Source organism: Cyanobacterium aponinum PCC 10605 (assembly GCF_000317675.1).
Lineage (GTDB): Bacteria > Cyanobacteriota > Cyanobacteriia > Cyanobacteriales > Cyanobacteriaceae > PCC-10605.
Map to the genome: position 1 here is coordinate 864,849 of NC_019776.1, position 18,975 is coordinate 883,823.

At 35.2% G+C, this 18,975-nt stretch carries 18 protein-coding genes and 1 pseudogene; 9 read left to right on the forward strand and 10 right to left on the reverse strand.

Annotated features, from left to right (window positions below):
• The first annotated feature begins 78 nt into the window (after positions 1 to 78).
• The gene (locus CYAN10605_RS03510; RefSeq protein WP_015218567.1) at positions 79 to 2,637 is read left to right on the forward strand and encodes a hybrid sensor histidine kinase/response regulator; all 2,559 of its coding nucleotides are present in this window, start codon (positions 79 to 81) and stop codon (positions 2,635 to 2,637) included.
• Between the two features lie 375 nt (positions 2,638 to 3,012).
• On the opposite strand, the gene CYAN10605_RS03515 is transcribed toward CYAN10605_RS03510, so the two are convergent.
• Positions 3,013 to 3,558, reverse strand: coding sequence for a hypothetical protein (locus CYAN10605_RS03515; RefSeq protein WP_015218568.1), 546 nt, complete (start codon positions 3,556 to 3,558; stop codon positions 3,013 to 3,015).
• A 126-nt stretch (positions 3,559 to 3,684) separates the two neighbouring features.
• On the opposite strand from CYAN10605_RS03515, the gene CYAN10605_RS03520 reads away from it, so the two are divergent.
• From CYAN10605_RS03520 to CYAN10605_RS03530, 3 genes are all read left to right on the forward strand, one after another.
• Entirely contained in the window at positions 3,685 to 4,065 is a 381-nt protein-coding gene (locus tag CYAN10605_RS03520) for a DUF3119 family protein (protein WP_015218569.1), read from the forward strand.
• Between the two features lie 42 nt (positions 4,066 to 4,107).
• Positions 4,108 to 5,397: a DUF3086 domain-containing protein gene (locus CYAN10605_RS03525; protein WP_015218570.1), complete on the forward strand. Its 1,290-nt coding sequence runs from the start codon at positions 4,108 to 4,110 to the stop codon at positions 5,395 to 5,397.
• A 264-nt stretch (positions 5,398 to 5,661) separates the two neighbouring features.
• Positions 5,662 to 5,931, forward strand: coding sequence for a YciI family protein (locus CYAN10605_RS03530; protein ID WP_015218571.1), 270 nt, complete (start codon positions 5,662 to 5,664; stop codon positions 5,929 to 5,931).
• A 481-nt stretch (positions 5,932 to 6,412) separates the two neighbouring features.
• On the opposite strand, the gene CYAN10605_RS03535 is transcribed toward CYAN10605_RS03530, so the two are convergent.
• The 4 genes from CYAN10605_RS03535 to CYAN10605_RS18070 form a co-directional block, all read right to left on the reverse strand.
• Positions 6,413 to 7,465 carry a potassium channel family protein gene (locus CYAN10605_RS03535; protein WP_015218572.1) on the reverse strand — a complete coding sequence of 351 codons (1,053 nt, stop codon included), beginning with the start codon at positions 7,463 to 7,465 and terminating at the stop codon, positions 6,413 to 6,415.
• A 131-nt stretch (positions 7,466 to 7,596) separates the two neighbouring features.
• The gene (aroH, locus tag CYAN10605_RS03540; protein ID WP_015218573.1) at positions 7,597 to 8,031 is read right to left on the reverse strand and encodes a chorismate mutase; all 435 of its coding nucleotides are present in this window, start codon (positions 8,029 to 8,031) and stop codon (positions 7,597 to 7,599) included.
• A 3-nt stretch (positions 8,032 to 8,034) separates the two neighbouring features.
• Entirely contained in the window at positions 8,035 to 8,856 is an 822-nt protein-coding gene (gene sppA / locus CYAN10605_RS03545) for a signal peptide peptidase SppA (protein WP_015218574.1), read from the reverse strand.
• Positions 8,857 to 9,366: 510 nt separating this feature from the next.
• Positions 9,367 to 9,540 carry a metallothionein gene (locus tag CYAN10605_RS18070; protein WP_015218575.1) on the reverse strand — a complete coding sequence of 58 codons (174 nt, stop codon included), beginning with the start codon at positions 9,538 to 9,540 and terminating at the stop codon, positions 9,367 to 9,369.
• 227 nt (positions 9,541 to 9,767) lie between these two features.
• On the opposite strand from CYAN10605_RS18070, the gene CYAN10605_RS03550 reads away from it, so the two are divergent.
• The 4 genes from CYAN10605_RS03550 (at position 9,768) to CYAN10605_RS03565 (ending at position 14,825) form a co-directional block, all read left to right on the forward strand.
• Positions 9,768 to 10,232 carry a universal stress protein gene (locus CYAN10605_RS03550; protein WP_015218576.1) on the forward strand — a complete coding sequence of 155 codons (465 nt, stop codon included), beginning with the start codon at positions 9,768 to 9,770 and terminating at the stop codon, positions 10,230 to 10,232.
• 481 nt (positions 10,233 to 10,713) lie between these two features.
• Positions 10,714 to 12,720, forward strand: a complete 2,007-nt coding sequence (locus tag CYAN10605_RS03555; protein ID WP_015218577.1) for a ribonuclease catalytic domain-containing protein — start codon at positions 10,714 to 10,716, stop codon at positions 12,718 to 12,720.
• A 231-nt stretch (positions 12,721 to 12,951) separates the two neighbouring features.
• Entirely contained in the window at positions 12,952 to 14,004 is a 1,053-nt protein-coding gene (locus CYAN10605_RS03560) for an anthranilate phosphoribosyltransferase family protein (protein WP_015218578.1), read from the forward strand.
• Positions 14,005 to 14,087: 83 nt separating this feature from the next.
• On the forward strand, positions 14,088 to 14,825 hold the full coding sequence (locus CYAN10605_RS03565) for a hypothetical protein (protein WP_015218579.1): 738 nt from the start codon (positions 14,088 to 14,090) through the stop codon (positions 14,823 to 14,825).
• A 113-nt stretch (positions 14,826 to 14,938) separates the two neighbouring features.
• Here the strand turns inward: CYAN10605_RS03565 and glpX are convergent, their stop codons facing one another.
• Positions 14,939 to 15,979, reverse strand: coding sequence for a class II fructose-bisphosphatase (gene glpX / locus CYAN10605_RS03570; protein WP_015218580.1), 1,041 nt, complete (start codon positions 15,977 to 15,979; stop codon positions 14,939 to 14,941).
• A 275-nt stretch (positions 15,980 to 16,254) separates the two neighbouring features.
• Between glpX and CYAN10605_RS03575 the strand changes: the two genes are divergently transcribed.
• Complete coding sequence (locus CYAN10605_RS03575; RefSeq protein WP_015218581.1) at positions 16,255 to 16,623, forward strand: 2Fe-2S iron-sulfur cluster-binding protein; 369 nt, start codon at positions 16,255 to 16,257, stop codon at positions 16,621 to 16,623.
• A gap of 183 nt (positions 16,624 to 16,806) precedes the next feature.
• On the opposite strand, the gene CYAN10605_RS03580 is transcribed toward CYAN10605_RS03575, so the two are convergent.
• The 4 genes and pseudogenes from CYAN10605_RS03580 to CYAN10605_RS18315 form a co-directional block, all read right to left on the reverse strand.
• Positions 16,807 to 17,226, reverse strand: coding sequence for a putative toxin-antitoxin system toxin component, PIN family (locus CYAN10605_RS03580; protein ID WP_015218582.1), 420 nt, complete (start codon positions 17,224 to 17,226; stop codon positions 16,807 to 16,809).
• Positions 17,226 to 17,441: a hypothetical protein gene (locus CYAN10605_RS03585; RefSeq protein WP_015218583.1), complete on the reverse strand. Its 216-nt coding sequence runs from the start codon at positions 17,439 to 17,441 to the stop codon at positions 17,226 to 17,228. Before CYAN10605_RS03585 ends, CYAN10605_RS03580 begins: the two co-directional genes overlap by 1 nt.
• 36 nt (positions 17,442 to 17,477) lie before the next feature.
• A pseudogene (locus CYAN10605_RS03590) lies at positions 17,478 to 18,476 on the reverse strand (DNA cytosine methyltransferase).
• Positions 18,476 to 18,946, reverse strand: coding sequence for a PDDEXK family nuclease (locus tag CYAN10605_RS18315; RefSeq protein ID WP_015218584.1), 471 nt, complete (start codon positions 18,944 to 18,946; stop codon positions 18,476 to 18,478). The pseudogene CYAN10605_RS03590 and the gene CYAN10605_RS18315 overlap by 1 nt, the downstream one beginning before the upstream one ends.
• Positions 18,947 to 18,975: the final 29 nt, after the last annotated feature.

Consider the following 18,975-nt stretch of genomic DNA (forward strand, 5'->3'; position numbering starts at 1 on the left):
CCGAACTCATTATTCACTACTTTGTTTCCCCTCTTATCGTATCGAGTGTATCATTATTAATTAATCTATGGATTCAGCATGATGGGACAAAAATATAAGGTTATTACCAAAGATACTTTTGAGGAATGGCAAAGAATTATCAATGCGATAACCAATATAGCAGGAGTAACAGTAGGATTAATCACAAGGGTTTTAGGTAATCAAGTTAAAACTATTGTTGCCAGTCAAAATGCTGAGAATCCCTATCTTAAATTGAGTCGAGACTCTGTTATCGGTTCAGGAATATATTGTGAGCAAGTAATTAGAAATAAAACAAAATTAATTATTAACAATGCCCTAAAAAACCAAAAATGGGAAAATAACTTTGATTTACAATATAATCTTATTTCTTACCTCGGTTTTCCCTTAAGATATTCTGATAATCGCATTTTTGGAACGATTTGTTTGCTTAATAATAGGGAAACTTATTATTCTGATGATCTTATCTATCTTCTGGAGAAAATGAGAGATGTGATAGAGTCTCAAATTCATGAGATAGAAAATAACTGGCTAGATCAATTATTCGTCAATAAATCATTATTGAAGACAATTTTTGATAGTATCCCCGTAGGTATTGGCTTGTCAGCTTTTCCCCCTAATTCAGGCATTTTTTATGTCAATCCTCGATTTACTAATTTATTTGGCTATATTATTAATGATATTCCCACTATCAATGATTGGTTTAGTCTTGCTTATCCAGATACCCATTATCGCAGTCTTTCTTATAAATTATGGTTCAAAATGATTTCACAAGCTAGACAAAAAAAAGAAATTGTTGAACCTCAAGAATTTCAGATTACTTGCAAAAATGGCGATGTGAAGGACGTATTAATCAGCGTCAGAATATTAGACAATATGCTCCTTTCATCATTTGTTGATATTACCAAACAAAAACGCACAGAGGCACAATTAAGACTAAGTGAAAAAAGACATAGATTATTAGCCGAATATGCCACAGATAATATTTGGACAATGACTCCCGATTTTCAGTTTGACTATATAAGCCCCTCTATTGAATATATAAGAGGTTATACTCCTGAGGAGGTTCGTCTTCAATCATTTGAACAGATTTTAGTTGCTCCTGATTCATTGCTCAAAGGCTATCAACGCTTAAAAGAGGTTAGTCAATGTTCTCCTGAAAATACGCCAAAATATGGATTTAGGGATGAATTAGAGCTTATATGTAAAGATGGTTCGACAGTGTGGACAGAAGTAATAATTACTCCCGTTTTTGATAAGCAGGGGAACTTAAAACAAATACAGGGCATAACTAGAAACATAGCAGACCGTAAAAACTACGAGTTTGAGTTAAAAGAAGCCCATGATCAAATTATTAAAATTAATGCTGAGTTAGAAGAAAGAGTTAAAAAAAGAACTTTTGAACTAAAAGAAAGAGAAATTAGACTAGAAAAAACCAATCAAGAATTAATTAAGGCTAATCGTCTTAAAGACGAATTTTTAGCAATGATGAGCCATGAATTACGTACCCCTCTCAATGCAATTTTAGGAATGACGGAAATTCTCCTAGAAAAAATTTATGGAGAAATTAACATACAACAAGAACAAAGTTTAAAAACTATCGAAAATAGTGGACAACACTTATTATCATTGATTAATGATATTCTCGATGTTACTAAAATCGAGGCGGGAAAAATAGATCTCAATTTTAAAAATATCTCTGTTTACTCTGTGTGTGAATCGAGTTTGGATTTAATTCAGGCTCAAGCTCAAAAAAAACAAATACAACTACAAAGTATCTTACCTCCAGATTTACCCGAAATTTATGCCGATGAGAACCGTATTCGTCAAGTTCTGCTCAATTTGCTGAATAATGCAGTAAAATTCACTCCGAATTACGGTCAGGTTACTTTAGAAGCTATTTATCCTCCTCTTTCTGATAATCAAGATTCTCATCATCTTCGTTTATTAGTTACAGACACAGGAATTGGAATTGCGAAGGAAAATATCAATAAATTATTTCAACCTTTTGTACAAATTGATAGTAATTTGAATCGTCAGTATGAAGGCACAGGATTAGGATTGGTTTTAGTTAAAAAATTTGTCGAACTTCATGGGGGTAAAGTTAGTTTTAGCAGTCGAGTCGGATGGGGTAGTTGTTTCATGATTGATTTACCCATTGCCCGAAATCAAATTAAGCACAAGATTTCAACCTCTATCAATAACAATACGAGCAACAATAGAATAGAAACAAAAATAACTAAAAAACAACCCCTAATTTTATTAGCAGAAGATAATGAAGCGAATGTGATTAGTATGCAAAATTATTTAGAAGCTAAAGGTTATCGTCTTTTTATCGCTATGGATGGACAAGAAGCAATATCAGCTTTGAGCGGAGAAAAACCAGACTTAATCGTTATGGATATACAAATGCCAAAATTAGATGGAATTCGCGCGATCGAATATTTGAAACAAAATCCTGACTACTGTAATATTCCTATTATTGCGATAACAGCCCCAGTAAGTGGAAATGATCGAGAAAAATGCCTCAAAGCAGGGGCAGATGAGTATATGAGTAAACCTGTAAGGTTAAGAGATTTAGCTAATCATATTCAAAGATTATTGATACCTACAAGTTAAATCCAAAATCCTAGGAGTTTAACACTATTCAAACCTGCCACCCACTATCAACCGAGCTTCCCTCAGACTGTTTTTTCAAAATCTATTAGTTTTAACTCCGAATCCCGAACTCTTATGATACCTAACCTCAGTTCGGTTTAAGAATATCCGATAAGGTTAGGTGTCAGGTTTCAGGTTGCAGGTTGCAGGTGTTAGGGGTTTTTAGCAAGGGGCTTAAGCCCCTTGTTTAAGTCAGTTCGGGTTAAGGCAATTTTATCGTTATTTCTAAGAAGCTATAAGGTTTTCTGACTACGAGTTGGTTTCAGCTTTCAGCTTATCCAAAACTCAGGTTACCTAGCACCTATCCAAATAAAACTACTTTCTCTTGAGTAACTCCTAATTGTAAGAAGGGAATAAATCTCTAGGGAAATCTTCCGCACTTAAACAAGTTTCCATTGCCTTTACAGGATTAGAGGCTTGAGGAGTTCGAGATAAAGCAATGACACACTCAGATTGTCTGGTGGGTAAAAGACTAGCCTGACAAGTGCTTAAAGCCATCATTAAAGGAGATTGACTATTATCACCTTCCACTTTTGCCTGAGTATTTTTATTACTAGCAGTAAGTACAGTATTGTTAATGCTAACAACGCAGTTACCTAAATCCACAGGTCTTCTGACTTGATAACAACTGGTTAAAGCATCTTTCGCACTGATACTCGTAGATTGACTGATATTGGTTACGCAACTAGATAATTCCCTAGGTACGAGGGCATCAGCACAACCGGTTTGAGCATCTTCTACGGTAACCCCACTGGCGGTTAATTCTCTTAAACAAACATCAAATTGATTTTCCGCTTTGACACTATTAGAAAAAAACGCGAAATTAGCCAAAGAAAAAGCACCAGATATAGTAATAGTCGCTAGTTTAAGAAGATTATTCATTAGTCAATTATAGATTTTTATAATTTTATAGATGATCATAAAACAATATAATGAAATTAGTTACTCTTCAATCATTTTTTGGTACAATCTACATTAATTAAAACTATCTACAAATCAAATATTTCTGTGAATAGTACGACTTTAACTTCTGAAACTATAGAACTGACACCCCGTTATAACCTTCCCATTTTCATTATCATTTTGGGTGTTGCTTTGAGTCTTGTGCAAATGTTTGTCGGTATTATTACTATTTTATTTGGCTTTTTTTTACTTATACAAGCTAATATTATTAAGTTAAAATTTACTCCCAAGGCTTTAGAAGTTTATCGTCAGCAAAACAAAATTAGAGAATTTCCTTACACCGATTGGCAAAACTGGGCAATTTTTTGGCAACCCGTACCTATTTTATTTTATTTTAAGGAAGTGAAAAGTATTCATTTTTTACCAATCATTTTTGATCCTATTACCCTTAAAAAATGTTTAGAGAAATATTATCCCTTATCATAATCAATAAAAAAAAGAGAGCAAATATTTAATTAATAAATCAATATGTCAGAAATTAATAAAGAAAATCAAAACCAAAATTTCAGTATCGATGACTTTGATCATGAAGATGATTTATGGACTGATCAAGCAGAAAATAATGATGAGAATCTTCCTGATTTAGAGTTACCTTTATCTGAAGATGAAATGAATTCTGAAATAATTTCTAGTAATGAAAATAGTAAACAAGAAGAAGATATTAGTCAGGATATTTATTTAGAAGAACTTAAAAAAGAATCTAAAACAGAAAAATTAACAATGGAAGAATCAGAAATAAAAAACGCTGATATTGAGCAAAAAATAGTCGCTAGTGAAGTAAAAGCGGAAATAATCAAAGCAAATAAAGAAGAAAATAGTGCCAATCAAGAAAAATCTATTGATGAAATTGAACAAATAAAAAGACAACTCATTCAACAACAAGAAGAAATAAGTAATAACATTAATTTATTAGTAAAAGAAAGATTAGAAGAGCTGGAAAATAAAAAACAAAATTTAGAAATAACCATTGAGAAATTAGAGCGTAGAAAAGAAAGAATAAATCGAGAAATGAAAAGCTCTTTCGCTGGTATTTCCCAAGATTTAGCTATTAGAGTACAAGGCTTTAAAGATTATCTTGTGGGTAGTTTACAAGATTTAGCGGCCGCCGCCGAACAACTAGAGTTATCTCCACCACCAACCCAAGCATGGGAAAATGAGTCTCCTCCAGTTACACCAGAGAATGAAAGGGGTAAAAATTCTAATCCTCAATTTGTAGAAAAGAGTTTTAAAGAGGAAACAAGAATCATTCGCCGTCTATTAGATCAATATCGTACTAAACCAGACTATTATGGACCTCCTTGGCAATTACGCCGTACCTTTGAACCGATACACGCCGAAAGGGTTTCAGATTGGTTTTTTTCTCAAGGTGGTAGGGGTGCTTTATCTAGTATGGGTTCTCGATTACAAAATATCCTTATTGCCTCTGCGATTATTTCAATTTTATATCAACTATACAGCGATCGCACCCGTGTGTTAATTTTGGCGGACACCCCTGAAAAATTAGGAGAATGGCGTAGGGGTTTACAAGACTGTTTAGGTATTTCTCGCAGTGATTTTGGCCCTAGTCGAGGAATCGTTTTATTTGAAACTCCAGAAGCCCTCGTTCAAAAAGGCGATCGCATCGTTGCCCAAGAAGACTTACCCTTAGTAATTATGGATTTAGATGACGATAGAGTGAGCTTATCATTATTGAAATTCCCTCTTTGGTTGGCATTTGCACCGCAAAAAATGGTACAATCCCAAGATTATTACTACTAACGTTAAGCAATTATTGGTTCAGTATATTGAGGTTAGGTTTCAGGTAGCAGGTTTCAGGTGTTAGGGGATTGGGGAAGAAGGGGCTTAGGGTTTTGGGGTATTAGGGGATTAGGGAGAAACCAATTCTTAAAGTGCTAAAGTTACTAATTACTAATTGTTTATTACCTTTGTCCTTTGCTCATTCCCCATTCCCGATCTAAACTGAAAATTGTAACTTAGATTTACCAACGCCGAAAAACAACTAACTATTTATCTTGATCAAGTATGGCAAAATATATTTTATTTGGTAGCTACTGTGAAAACGCTTTAGAAAAAAGAACTCCTTATCGTCAGGCACATTTAGAAGGACTAGCAAAACAAAAAGAAGAAGGTATATTAGTCACTTTAGGACCGACAAAAGACAATACAAAGGTTTTTGGTATTTATGAAGCCGACAGTCAAGAAACCGTGGAAAACTTAGTTAAATCAGATCCTTACTGGCAAAATGGTATTTGGACTGAATATGAAGTTAAAGAGTGGATTCAAGCATTTTAATTAATTACTAATTGCCAATTAACTGTTTTGGTTCTTCAGAGTGTGGTTATGATAAATTAAAAGAAACAGGACTTCTATAACCTTTATTAAATAACCTCAGTTCGGTTTAAGAATATTGGATAAGGGTAGGTGTCAGGTTTCAGGTTGCAGGTTGCAGGTGTTGAGAGAAAGTAATGAGTAACAAATAATGAGTGTTCGGGGTTTTTAATTCCTAATTCTTAATTGTTCCTTTGCCCTCCCCCCTCTCGAGGGGGGATATAAGGGGGGTTTGCCTCTTGCCTCTTGCCTTTTTTTCTCCATCATTCATAGATGAAAATTTATCCCGAACTCAGGTTAAATAGTGTTTATAGTAAGAGAAAAACTAAAAATTTATAAATTATTATTTAACAGTCGCCTATTGCCTATTGTCTATCAAACATCAATAATTTACATACTTAAAGTGATAGAGCCATTGTTTTTGCCCTTGTAAAATTAAATTTATTTATTCTCTCTTTCTGGGAATTCTGGGAGCGGAGATGGGCATTAAAATACCATTTAAAATTCTTAATTGTTCTGCCGTACCCATACAAATAAGGGAATCACCAGCTTCAAGAATACTTCCCCCTGTAGGTCCTGCAATTAAAATACCATTACTACGACGAATAGCAACCACTAAAGCTCCTGATTTTGCTCTCAAACCAGCTTCGATTAAAGTTTGTCCTAAACAAGGGCAGGTGTTTTCATCCAGCAAAAACTCTTCTAAATAAATAGATTTTTCTCCACCGCTTAAAATACCGTCAACAAAATCCATTACTTGAGGACGCAAAGCGGCTGAGGCGAGTCTTTTTCCCCCTGTGATATAAGGAGATACAACCGCATCAGCTCCTGCCCTTTCTAATTTTTTCACAGCTTCTTCGGTACTAGCACGAGCGATCGCTCTTATGGTAGGATTAAGAGCCTTAGCGGAAATAACCGTATAAAGATTGTCTGCATCAGAACTTAAAGCCGCAACCACACAGATAGCAGTTTCGATTTTTGCCATTAGTAAGCATTCATCAAGGGTGGCATCTCCCTGAAGGGCAAGATAACCCATCTGACTGGCTTTTTCTACTTCTTCCTGCTCTGAGTCAAGGATAATAAAAGGGATTGCTTCAGCAGTAAATTCTTTAGCAACATAAGAACCCATCCGACCAAAACCGCATAATATATAATGTCCTGATAGTTTGTCAATCACGTTTCTTTTTTGTCTTAAACGAATACCTTGTTGGAAATAACCTTGTAAAAATGCTTCGGTAAAACGATTCACCATGTAACCAATGACGATAATACCCGTCAAAATCAATCCCATAGTGAAAAGGCGCGATCGCTCATCAAGGGGGTTAACTTCGCTAAAACCAACGGTTGATAGGGTTATCATGGTCATATAAGCGGAGTCCAACAATGACCACTTTTCTACTAACCAATACCACAAAGTCCCTCCAATAAAAACCCCAGCTAACCCCAGAGAACTGATAATTAATTCTTTTCTGAGTCTTTGATAGTAAGGGTCAAGGATATATTGCTTTTTTGTGGAACGGCGAAAAAAGATAGTTTGTAACTCCTAAACCTGAAAGTTTACTGACAAGGGAAAACCCCATTTTCATTTTACTTAGATTTGACCTTTTGATTAGAAATTACAATTTTCCTTTATTTATTGCCCATAATCATATGAGTTAAATTCCAGTCAGGACGAAGATTTCTGGCTTTTCTCAGATAGGGATGATAAATTTCTGCTTGAGGTTTATCTGTATTAAAATAAATTAAAACCCGAATACATTTTTCTAGGCTACCTCTCACCTGCATTTGTTGTAAATCTAAAAGAGGCACATTTTCCCATTGAGGGTTTTCTCGCGCGATCGCAGCTGGAAAAGTTGCATCTAAATCAGAAGTAACAGTAAAAATGACACTTATAATTTCTTCATAATCAAGTTGATTCCGAGTTTCAATTTCTGTTAACAATTCCGCTACAGCCTCTCTCATAGACTCAATAGTATTAGCGTCGGCAGTAGTTGCCCCTCGAATTGCTCGTACTTTAGTCATCAACGGTTTACTCATTGCTCCGATTTGTTGCCAATTTTCCATAATTTAAGGACGATATAGCCATAAAGGTTGACCACTGGTAGCCAGTTCAAATTCTAACCAATTAATAGCAGATCCTACACCTGATTTTACCTGACCACGACCACTAAAAACTCGATCGAGCAGAGATTTAGGTTCTTCAATAGTATGACATTCTGTCTTCTCTGGATCAAGTCCTACTAACTCACAAGCCCAACGACGGGCATCCTCTTCACTGCCAAGGCGATCCACTAATCCGAGTTTTAAAGCCTGTTCCCCGCTAAAAATACGACCATCAGCAAAACTTTTAACCGTTTCCACACTTAACTTTCTACCCTCGGCTACGGTTTCCACAAATTGTTGATAACTACTGTCAATCAACTCTTGTAAGATTTCCTCCTCATCGGTAGTTAAATCTCGATCAAAAGACAATATATCCTTATAAGGACCTGATTTAATTACCTTAAAAGAAACCCCCACTTTATCCAAGAGTTTTTCTAAGTTATTACCCCGAATAATCACCCCCACACTGCCAGTAATGGTACCCGGGTTTGCCATAATATGATTTGCCCCTACTCCGATATAAACACCCCCAGAAGCGGAAATATTGCCAAAACTAGCAACTATTTTGATTTTTTCCCCTAATCTTTTCAACGCAGAGTATATTTCTTGAGAATCCCCCACAGTTCCTCCGGGGGAATCAATTCTTAGCAGTAAAGCTGGATATTTTCTCTCTTCTACTTCTTCCAATGCTTCTAATACTCTCTCGCGAGTGGCAGATGCGATCGCACCATTGATTTCAATTCGAGCAATTTGTTTACGAGTCGAAGGTTTAAAAGGCCAAATCATTCTTTAAGTATTTCTAAATTTTTTTTGGTTAACAATTATATACATCCAAACAACTCATTATAACTTACCTACTCATTCTCAACACAATAATAAATTTATAATTTGCAATTAGTCACCAAGAATTTATTGCAAACCTGAAAAAAGAGTGAGAATTAAAAACTCCTAACACTCATTACTGATTACTTAACCTGAGTTTTGGATAAGCTGAAAGCATTCCAACTCGTAATCAGAAAACCTTATAGCTTCTTCTCAGAAATAACGATAAAATTGCCCCAACCCGAACTAACTTAAACAAGGGGCTTAAGCCCCTTGCTAAAAACCCCTACTTCCCCCTCTCACCCTCTCCCCTTATCTCCCTAACACCTGCAACCTGCAACCTGACACCTAACCTTATCGGATATTCTTAAACCGAACTGAGGTTACTTATTACTTGTTCCTCCCTCGTCTTGCTATCCCCAACACCTGACACCACTTTTTCAACAATTCCTAATTTGTCTTCGCCTTTTATAACTAAGAATGGCATCCACAACCGCTATGGCCACATCCTTCTCCTTCCTTATGTCCTTCGGCACAAGCCGTTGAGCAATAATAATGCCCATCTCTGGAAATTGCTTGACTAATATCAATTATACATAAACAAGAGGGACAAGCACATTTCATTTGAGTTACTGTAGTGGTAGTCATAATCAAAATTCTCCTATCTGTGAATATCTGAATATAAATTCAGTAGTTGTTTAATAATTAGATTAGCACAAAATATGATTTATTGTTCATTTATTAAGATATTTTACAAACAACCATAAAATTAGTAACTATATTTCAGAGAGTAATGATTCATTACAAGATCTAGGAATAGGAGAAAAAGAAAAATACAATAGAGACATATAGGGCTAATAGTGAGGCAAATAAGTATGTATGACAAGATATTGGTATCCCTCGATCGCTCCCCCATAGCACAAAGTGTCTTTGAAACTGCTTTGTATTTAGGGAAAAATTGTCACTCTCAACTCAATTTTCTTCATGTGTTGTCTCAGGAAACGACAGAAACTCCCCTTAGTTTTGCTCCTTACTCTTTTACTTACGACACGGAAATAATAAAAGAATTACAGCATCAATGGGAAAAATATAAACAAGAGTCGATCGAAATGTTGCAATACTGGACAAATCAGGCAAAAGATCAAGGGCTAAAAGCAGAATTTAATCAAATTTACGGGCATCCGGGTACTATTATTTGTCAACAGGCTCAGGAATGGGGAGCAAATCTAATTGTTATGGGTAGAAGAGGACATTCTACCGTGAGCGAATTATTATTAGGCAGTGTCAGTAGTTATGTTATTCACCGCAGTCATTGTGCAGTACATTTGGTACAGTTTTAGGATATTGGAAAGTTTAGAGTAGTGAATAGAAATAGGGAGGTTTCAGGTAGCAGGCAGCAGGTAGCAGGTAAGAGGTAACAGGTTTAAGAATCTCAAACATTGATTCCAAATGTCAAAGGTTTTACCTAAATAATTCAAATGTCGCTCATTAACGCCCTTGTACGCCCATACTTCAATAGACTCTTGTACAAGAATAAAGAAGAAAATCAATAAACATCATATCAAATCTATTTCTTGTCAACTCTTTAACCCGACACCTGACACCTAAAACCAATCATGTATTCTATTTTTGCCTAACATCAGTTATTCACTATTCATCTTTGCCCTCCCCCCTCTCGAGGGGGGATAAAGGGGGATTTGCCCCTTACCCTTTACCTTTGATTGCTAATTGTTAATTGCTAATTGAAATATTGATGGTAAATTATTAAAAGAGTAACGATAAAATAACCAACTCAGTCAATTTAGTAACAAGGATTCACGGGTGGAAAAAGGAACATTAGTTGAATTTAAAGTAAATGGCGATCGCCGCTTAGGTGTCATTGAGAAACCAGAAGGGAAAAAAGACTGGATAGCCATAGATGAAAACGGCAATTCCCACAAAGTTAGACCCCAAAAAGTAGATTTTTTAGTAGAAGGAGAATCCTTTAAATATACCGATATTCCCCGATTTGTAAAAGAAGTAACCCCTCATTTAGATGCTTCTAGCTTGGAAATTGCTTGGGAGTTATTGATTGAAGAAGCAACTCCTGTTACTCCGGCTGAATTAGCAACTCTCATTTTTGAGGAGGAAACACCGGTTTTCTGTTATGCCGCCCATTTACTTTTATCTGATGACAAGATTTATTTTAAGAAAAAAGGGGATATTTATGAACCTCGTCCTCAAACTCAGGTAGAAGAAATTAAACATCAAATTGAAATTGAGGCACAAAAAAAACTAGAAAAAGAAATATTCGCCCAAAAAATCCAACAAGCGTTATCGGGAGAAAAAGTTGATTGGCAAGACTCGGAGTTAACTCGCCTAAATTTCCTCGAAAAATATGTCCTACAACCTGAAAATCCCCCTAAACAGGCATTAGATATATTAGAATCTTTAGGTAAGCAGAAAACCCCCGAATCAGCACTACAGTTACTGATAGACTTGCAACTATGGAGTAAACACGAAAATATCTTTTTACGTCGTAGTTCTTACCCCAATGATTTCCCTCAACAGGTATATGAAGTGGCCCATTCAATCCTCGATCGCATCTCCACTAATGAGTTTATTGATAAAGATAGTCAACGCCTTGACTTAACCCATCATAAAATTTACACCATTGATGATGAAAGCACCACCGAAATTGATGACGGTATCAGTTTAGAGTTTTTAGATAACGGTTTAGCCCGTCTTTGGATACATATAGCTGATCCCACTCGTTTAATTAATCCCGATGATCCCCTAGACTTAGAAGCAAGAAGACGTAGCACAAGTTTATATTTGCCCACAGGCATGGTGCCGATGTTCCCCTCAGAATTAGCTACAGGTCCTATGAGTTTAGTACAAGGTCAAATTTGCCCTGCATTGAGTTTTGGAGTGGTTTTAGACGAAGAAGGGGCGGTTAAGGATTACGAAATACATTCTACCCTAGTCAAGCCTACTTATCGCCTTACTTACCACGATGTCGATGAGATGTTAACTCTCAATATTCAGGGAGAAGAAGAAATAATCCGTATTGCCCAAGAAGCCAAGAAAAGAGAACAGTGGCGCAAGAATAACGGTTCTGTGATGATTTCCATGCCAGAAGCCATTATCAAAGTAAAAAACGAAGAAGAAGTTTCCATCGAGCTTTTAGAAATGTCTCGCTCGCGCCTTGTGGTAGCTGAGATGATGATTTTAGCAGGAGAAGTGGCAGGAAAATATTGTCAAGAGCATAATATTCCCGTCCCATTTAGGGGACAACCTCAACCAGAACTACCCCCAGAAGAAGAACTAATTTTACTTCCTCCCGGACCAGTGAGATCCTGTGCTTTACGTCGTTGTATGCCTAAGAGTGAGACGGGTTTAACTCCTTCTCGTCATGCTAGTTTAGGCTTAGAAACCTATACTCAAGTCACATCCCCCATCCGCCGATATACCGACTTACTCTCCCATTTCCAAATCAAAGCTCATTTGCGAGGAGAAGAGTTACCCTTTGAGAGAGATCAAATGCAACAGATAATTTATGAGGTGGTTTCCACTTCCTCTGAGGCTTCTTTTGTGGAGAGACAAACTAACCGCTATTGGAGTTTACAATACTTTTTACAACATAGTGGAGAAGTCTGGCACGGCTTAGTATTACGTTGGTTAAGAGAAGATGACGGGTTAGCTTTAATTTTGTTAGAAGAATTAGGATTAGAATTTGCTCATAGATTCGATCGCAATGTAAAATTAGGAGAACAACTACAGTTAGAGGTCTCATTTTGTGATCCTCAACGAGATGAGATTCGTTTTCGAGAAGCAGTTTTCAATTAGGAAAAGTTAGAAGGGCAATAATTTGAGTTAGGAGTTAAGATAAAAAAATTTCCCGTAAGGGTTGAATATATTCAACCCCTACCACCCTAATCCCTTAATTCCCTAATACCTAGAACTTGACAGCTTTTCCCGAACTCCTAATCTCCCTCTCACTTCCTCCCCTCATCACCTCATCTCCCACTCCCCTAATCCCCAACTCCCAAATCTCCTAATAAATAAAAACAGACACCAATGAGTAGTGAATTTAGAGAATTATTAAAAAAAATCGGTAGTGGTACTCATACCCATAAAAATTTAACTCGTCAACAAGCCAGTTTAGCCTTAGAAATGATGTTGACAGGCAAAGCAACTCCTGCCCAAATTGGTGGTTTTATGATTGCCCACAGAATCAAACGCCCAACAGGAGAAGAATTAGCGGGGATGTTGGATGCTTACAGTCGGTTGGGGAATAAATTATCCATCATTGATGAAAACAAAGAAGTAGTTGTCTTAGGTATTCCCTATGATGGTAGAACTCGCACTGCCCCTATTTCACCTATTACCAGTTTAATCTTATCTCTGATGGGAGTACCCGTATTAATGCACGGGGGTAGAAGAATGCCTACTAAATATGGGCTAACATTGGGAGAAATTTGGACTAATTTAGGCTTAAATATACAAAACACCAGTTTAGAACAAGTTCAGACCTCATTAGCTCAAAAAAACTTTGGTTTTCTTTATCTACCTACTCACTTCCCCTTAGCAGATAACTTTGTTACTTACCGAGAAGAAATAGGGAAACGCCCTCCCATCGCTACCCTCGAATTAATTTGGCATCCCTACAAGGGGAAAAATCATATCATGGCGGGTTATGTACATCCTCCTACGGAAAAAATGATTAGAGAGGCTTTAACCCTAACAGGAGTAAAAAAATTTACTTTAATTAAGGGTTTAGAGGGGAGTGGTGACTTAAAATTAGAACAAACAAATATTATTGCTATTGATGATCACGAATCAGAAGCAGGATTTAAGTATTTAAAATTGAATCCCCTACACTACGGCTTAAAAGGACATGATTACCCTCTCCATAGCGAACAAGAATACTTTGAACAATTAACTAAAACCATCAAAGGAGAGATGACTCCCTTAACTCTAAGTAGTATTTGGAATGCCGGATTTTATCTATGGCGTTGCTCAGTGGTAGAAACTATGGAAATGGGATTAAGTAAAGCCGAAGAACTAATTATGAAGGGAGATTTACACAATCATTGTCATTCTCTTTCAGAAAACTTAAATTATGTTTAATTAAGATACGGAATAATTGATTAAAGAATTAATTTAAGCTAATGTTAGTTTGGTATTGATAGTAAATAAATATTCATAAATTGATGGAAACTACCAGCAATATTCAAACTCAACCTCAAGGTACTCCTGTTTTACAAGATATTGAAGAATTAACAATTTCTTTAGTCATCAAAAACTTTAATCCTACTCTTTTAAGTTACGAATTTTTAACTATGAGTGGGATTGTACCTAACACATGGGAATTAGCCCGTCAACCAGTTGTTAACCCAAGAGCATCTCAAATTAGTTTCAAAAATGGTGTTAATATTGTTGCCCAAGGTAATAGTTTAAGTTTTATCGAGGGTTTGGGTAATAAAGAAGTTTCTCAGTTACAGTTTGCTAAAGTTGCTCAATTATATGTGGAAAAGATGCCCAATGCTGAATATCAAGGTTTAAGCATTAGCCCTAAAGTGATTATTCCTTTTGGAGAAGGTGAAGAAGAAGGAAAAAACTTTATTAATGATACTTTTTTGAATGCTGGCTCTTGGCGTAACTTTGGTAATACAACCCCCCAAGCATCTCTAAATCTTTTTTATCAGTTAGATAAATGTCGTTTAACTGTCAATATCAATCCTGCGAGATTACAACAACCGAATAATGTGGCTATTTCTGCGGTTTTATTTGCAGGTAGTTTTAATTATCTTTTAGGAGAAAATCCCGTTGCAAGTCTTACATCACAAATTAATCAATGGGAAGCAGATTTAACAACTTTCCGAGAGTTAGTTTATCAACAAATTTTACAAAAAGCTCCTAAAACCAATGTTAGTTTATTCGATAATTAATTAACTTGAGTTCGATCTAAATTTTTTGATGGTATCAAGGCTTTAGTTTTAGGTTAGATAAAATTAGACAAGGGGCTTAAGCCCCCTTTTAACCTTTGTTCAGAGAATTAGGATTATTTTAATTGAATAACTTTAGGTTTATCGAACATATGAACAGTGTCAACAAAACGAGCAGTTTTAGACTGGGTAGAAATAACTAAACTTTGGGTTCTTGCACCACCATGGAAGAAACGAACACCGTCCATTAATGTACCGGGGGTAATACCACAAGCGGCGAATAAAACGGTTTCTCCAGAAGCTAACTCTTCGGTTTCATAAACTTTGTCAGGGTTTTCGATACCCATGTCTCTTAAACGAGCAAGATTACTTTCTTTGCTTTCACCGATTAAACCTGTTTTAACGATTTCAGGATCGTAGATTAATTGTCCTTGGAAGTGACCACCTAAACAACGCATTGCGGCCGCAGAAATAACGCCTTCAGGAGCGGCACCGATACCCATTAAGGCATGAATGTTAGTTCCAGAAAAAGCACAAGAGATAGCGGCAGAAACGTCACCATCGCTAATTAGGCGAACTCTTGCACCGGTGTTACGGATTTCTTGAATTAATTCTTTGTGACGAGGACGATCCATTACTACTACAACTAATTCTTCGGTGTCACGATTTAAGCAATCGGAGAGAATTTTTAAGTTTTCGGTAGCAGATTTGTTGATGTCAACATGACCTTTTGCGGCTGGGGGGGCGGCTAATTTTTTCATATAGAAGTCAGGAGCGGCAAATAAACCACCTTTTTCGGAAATGGCTAATACTGCCATAGAACCGTTTTGACCATAAGCAACGAGGTTTGTACCTTCGCAGGGGTCAACGGCGATGTCGATTTCAACTAATTCATTGATGTTGCAATATTTTTCCGCATCGGGTTGAGTGCAAAAACCAACTTCTTCACCGATGTATAACATAGGTGCGTCATCTCTTTCACCTTCACCGATTACGATTTTACCGCGCATATGAATTCTGTTCATTCTTTCACGCATTGCTTCTACGGCAACTTGGTCAGCAATATTTTTTTCTCCTTTACCCATCCATTTAGAAGATGCGATCGCAGCTTGTTCAACTACTTCAATAATTTCTAAACCTAAAGTTGTTTCTAACATTTAATTCCTCCAAGGAAATATAAAAAAATTATGATTATCTTTGATCAAGAAAAAGTCATCAAGAAAAAGTCTATCAGAGTCAGGGATCACATCCAAAACTTTTTTCATCTTTGTTTCAAGGATACAAAACCAACTAACAGTATTTAATTACTTTGATTTTGTTTTGTCGGACTCAGATAATCGAATCATTCCTGTTGCCAAGACAACTATAATTGAGGAAGAAAAGAACTAATTATTATTTAGTAAAATCCCCAAAAATAACTATTTGAGAATCAATGACTAAAACCTATAAAGTAACAATTCATCATCGTCAGGAAAACCGAATACAAACCATAGAAGTACCCGAAGATCAATATATTTTGGCAACCGCAGAAAAACAAGCCGTTGAACCACCTTTTTCTTGTCGTAATGGTGCGTGTACTACCTGTGCTGTTAGAGTTTTAGAAGGAAAACTTTATCAACCTGAAGCCATGGGATTATCCCCCGAATTACAGAGAAAGGGTTATGCTTTATTATGTGTTTCTTACCCTCGTTCTGATTTAGTGGTGGAAACTCAAGATGAAGATGAGGTTTATGAGTTGCAATTTGGACGTTATTTTGGCAGAGGAAAAGTTCGTTTTGGTATTCCCATTGAGGATGACTAAATTTGATTAGCAATAGGGGATCAGGAATTAGGAGTTATTGATGATCAATATATTCAAAGCACTATAAGTAGTATCACTATTAGTCTTAAATTAGCTCTAATAATTTAATTAGCTCTAATAATTTCTTTATTTTATGAATTAAATTATCTAGTTTCTCTAACTCTATATTAGTCATTAGGATTTTCAAGATAAAATTTTTAACTTAAAATCATTAGGATTTAGAATTTGAATACCTCGAAAAGAATCTAAAACTAGCAAGTCTAAATCACCCGTGATAATAAAATCTACTGGAATAGATAAACCAGCTTCTAATACTATTTTATCTTTGAAATCTCTTAATTCTTCTACCTTTAATATTGACAGAGGTTCACATAATATAGTTACGGATTTTACAGTATCTATCAAATCTTTTTCTGAATAGTTTAGCTGTTTTAATCTTTTCTGTAACTTTGATTTTGTTAAAGTGTCTTCTAACTCTTGTAATAAAGAATTAGAGATATAAATACTTGCCAAATTAGTTTCTGTTAAACTAATTATTTCACGAGGCACTCCGCCCCACAATAATCCGGAAATCCAAATATTTGTATCTAATAAAAGTTTCATTATTTAGTCTTGTTTTCTCTAACTTCTTTTACTAGAGATACAATTTCTTCCATTGATAATTGATCTTCATCTTCTCCTAATTCATCTATTTTTTGCCATAAGTGATTAAGAGTTTTTTCTGGTTTTACTAATTTTTTAATATACTGATATAATTCCGCTAGTTTATTTTCGGGAATGTTATCAATTTCTGCTTTAATTAAATCTACGATCGACATAAAATACCTACAAGTAAAGTTGATATATACATCAAATTATAACAAAATCAATTCAGCAAATAAATTATTAATCTGTAAAACATTTTCCACGATCGCTCTTAACACATTAACTACCACACTATTTCCAAATTGTTTATAAGCAATATTGTTACTATTACTAATAATAAAATCATCAGGAAATCCCATAATTCTCGCACATTCTCTTGATGCTAATTTCCTAATTTTACCATTAATTAAATAAATACCAGTTTTCGCCCCAATACCGCCACCATAAGCGGATAACGTGATAGCATGACCGCATTGATGATAAATTCTTTCACCTTGCCCACCTTTATTAATCGTACCAATTCTAATGGGTTTTTGCGGATAATTACCTAATATATCTCTAGTTATCTCCAAATTTTCCTTAATTTTTATATCACTTCTATTAATAATAAAATCTTGCGTTTCTGAGTCATCTAAACAAAAATCAATTAAACTTGTTCCCTTACTATAGTTATTAGGAAAAGTAAACTTTTTCACCTTTAAATCTTTTCTCAAACCTAAAATATAGATTCTTTCTCACTTTTGAGGTACGCCAAAATTAGAAGCATTTAAGACTTGATAAAAAACATCATAACCAATCTCATTCAAAGTATTTTCCACAACTTTTAAGGTTTTTCCCTCATCATGCCTAGCAAAATTTTTTACATTTTCTAAGATTAATAATGATGGTTGATGATATTTAGCAATTCTCACTATATCAAAAAATAAAGTACCTCTAGTATCATTAAATCCTAATTGTTTTCCAGAAATACTAAACGCTTGACAAGGAAAACCCGCACACAAAATATCATGACTAGGAATTTCATTTTCGGGAATTATAGTTATATCTCCTTCTGGTAAAATACCGTAATTTTTTAAGTAAATTTCTTGACAATGTTTATCCCATTCGGAAGCAAAAACACATTTAGCACCATAATAACTTAATGCTTGATGAAAACCGCCAATTCCAGCGAATAAATCAATAAAAGTTTTTCCTTTTAACAAACTCATTATTCAAATAATTGTAAGGGATTAATTTTAAATTGTAAACTTGTAGGATCAGGAGTTCCTCCTTTTCTTTGCATGGTAATTTTGCCTATATATAAACTTCCTTTAGGAGATATTTTTACATCACCTTGAGCAAAAAAATTACAAGCAGTATTTATATCTTTTAAAATCCAATCTAGTTTATCATTTGCATTTTTATCTTTTTTTGTAACTAATAACCACTCTGCACTTAAACCGCCTCTACCTTTAAGAATATCATTAACAATAAGTACTTTATTCTCACTGAAAAAATATATTTTAACGGGAATATGAATAACTTTAAAACTTTTTATTTTATCGCTATCATAACCCATAATAAATAGCCATTCTCTTGCTTCATTATCTTTTTGCCAAGAGTTAAATTTATCGCAAATATTTTGTTCATTGATAAATCCACCTTTTGCCGTCATTGAGCCTATTTTTGCTCTATCCATTTAAAAATGATGATCAACAATAATATATT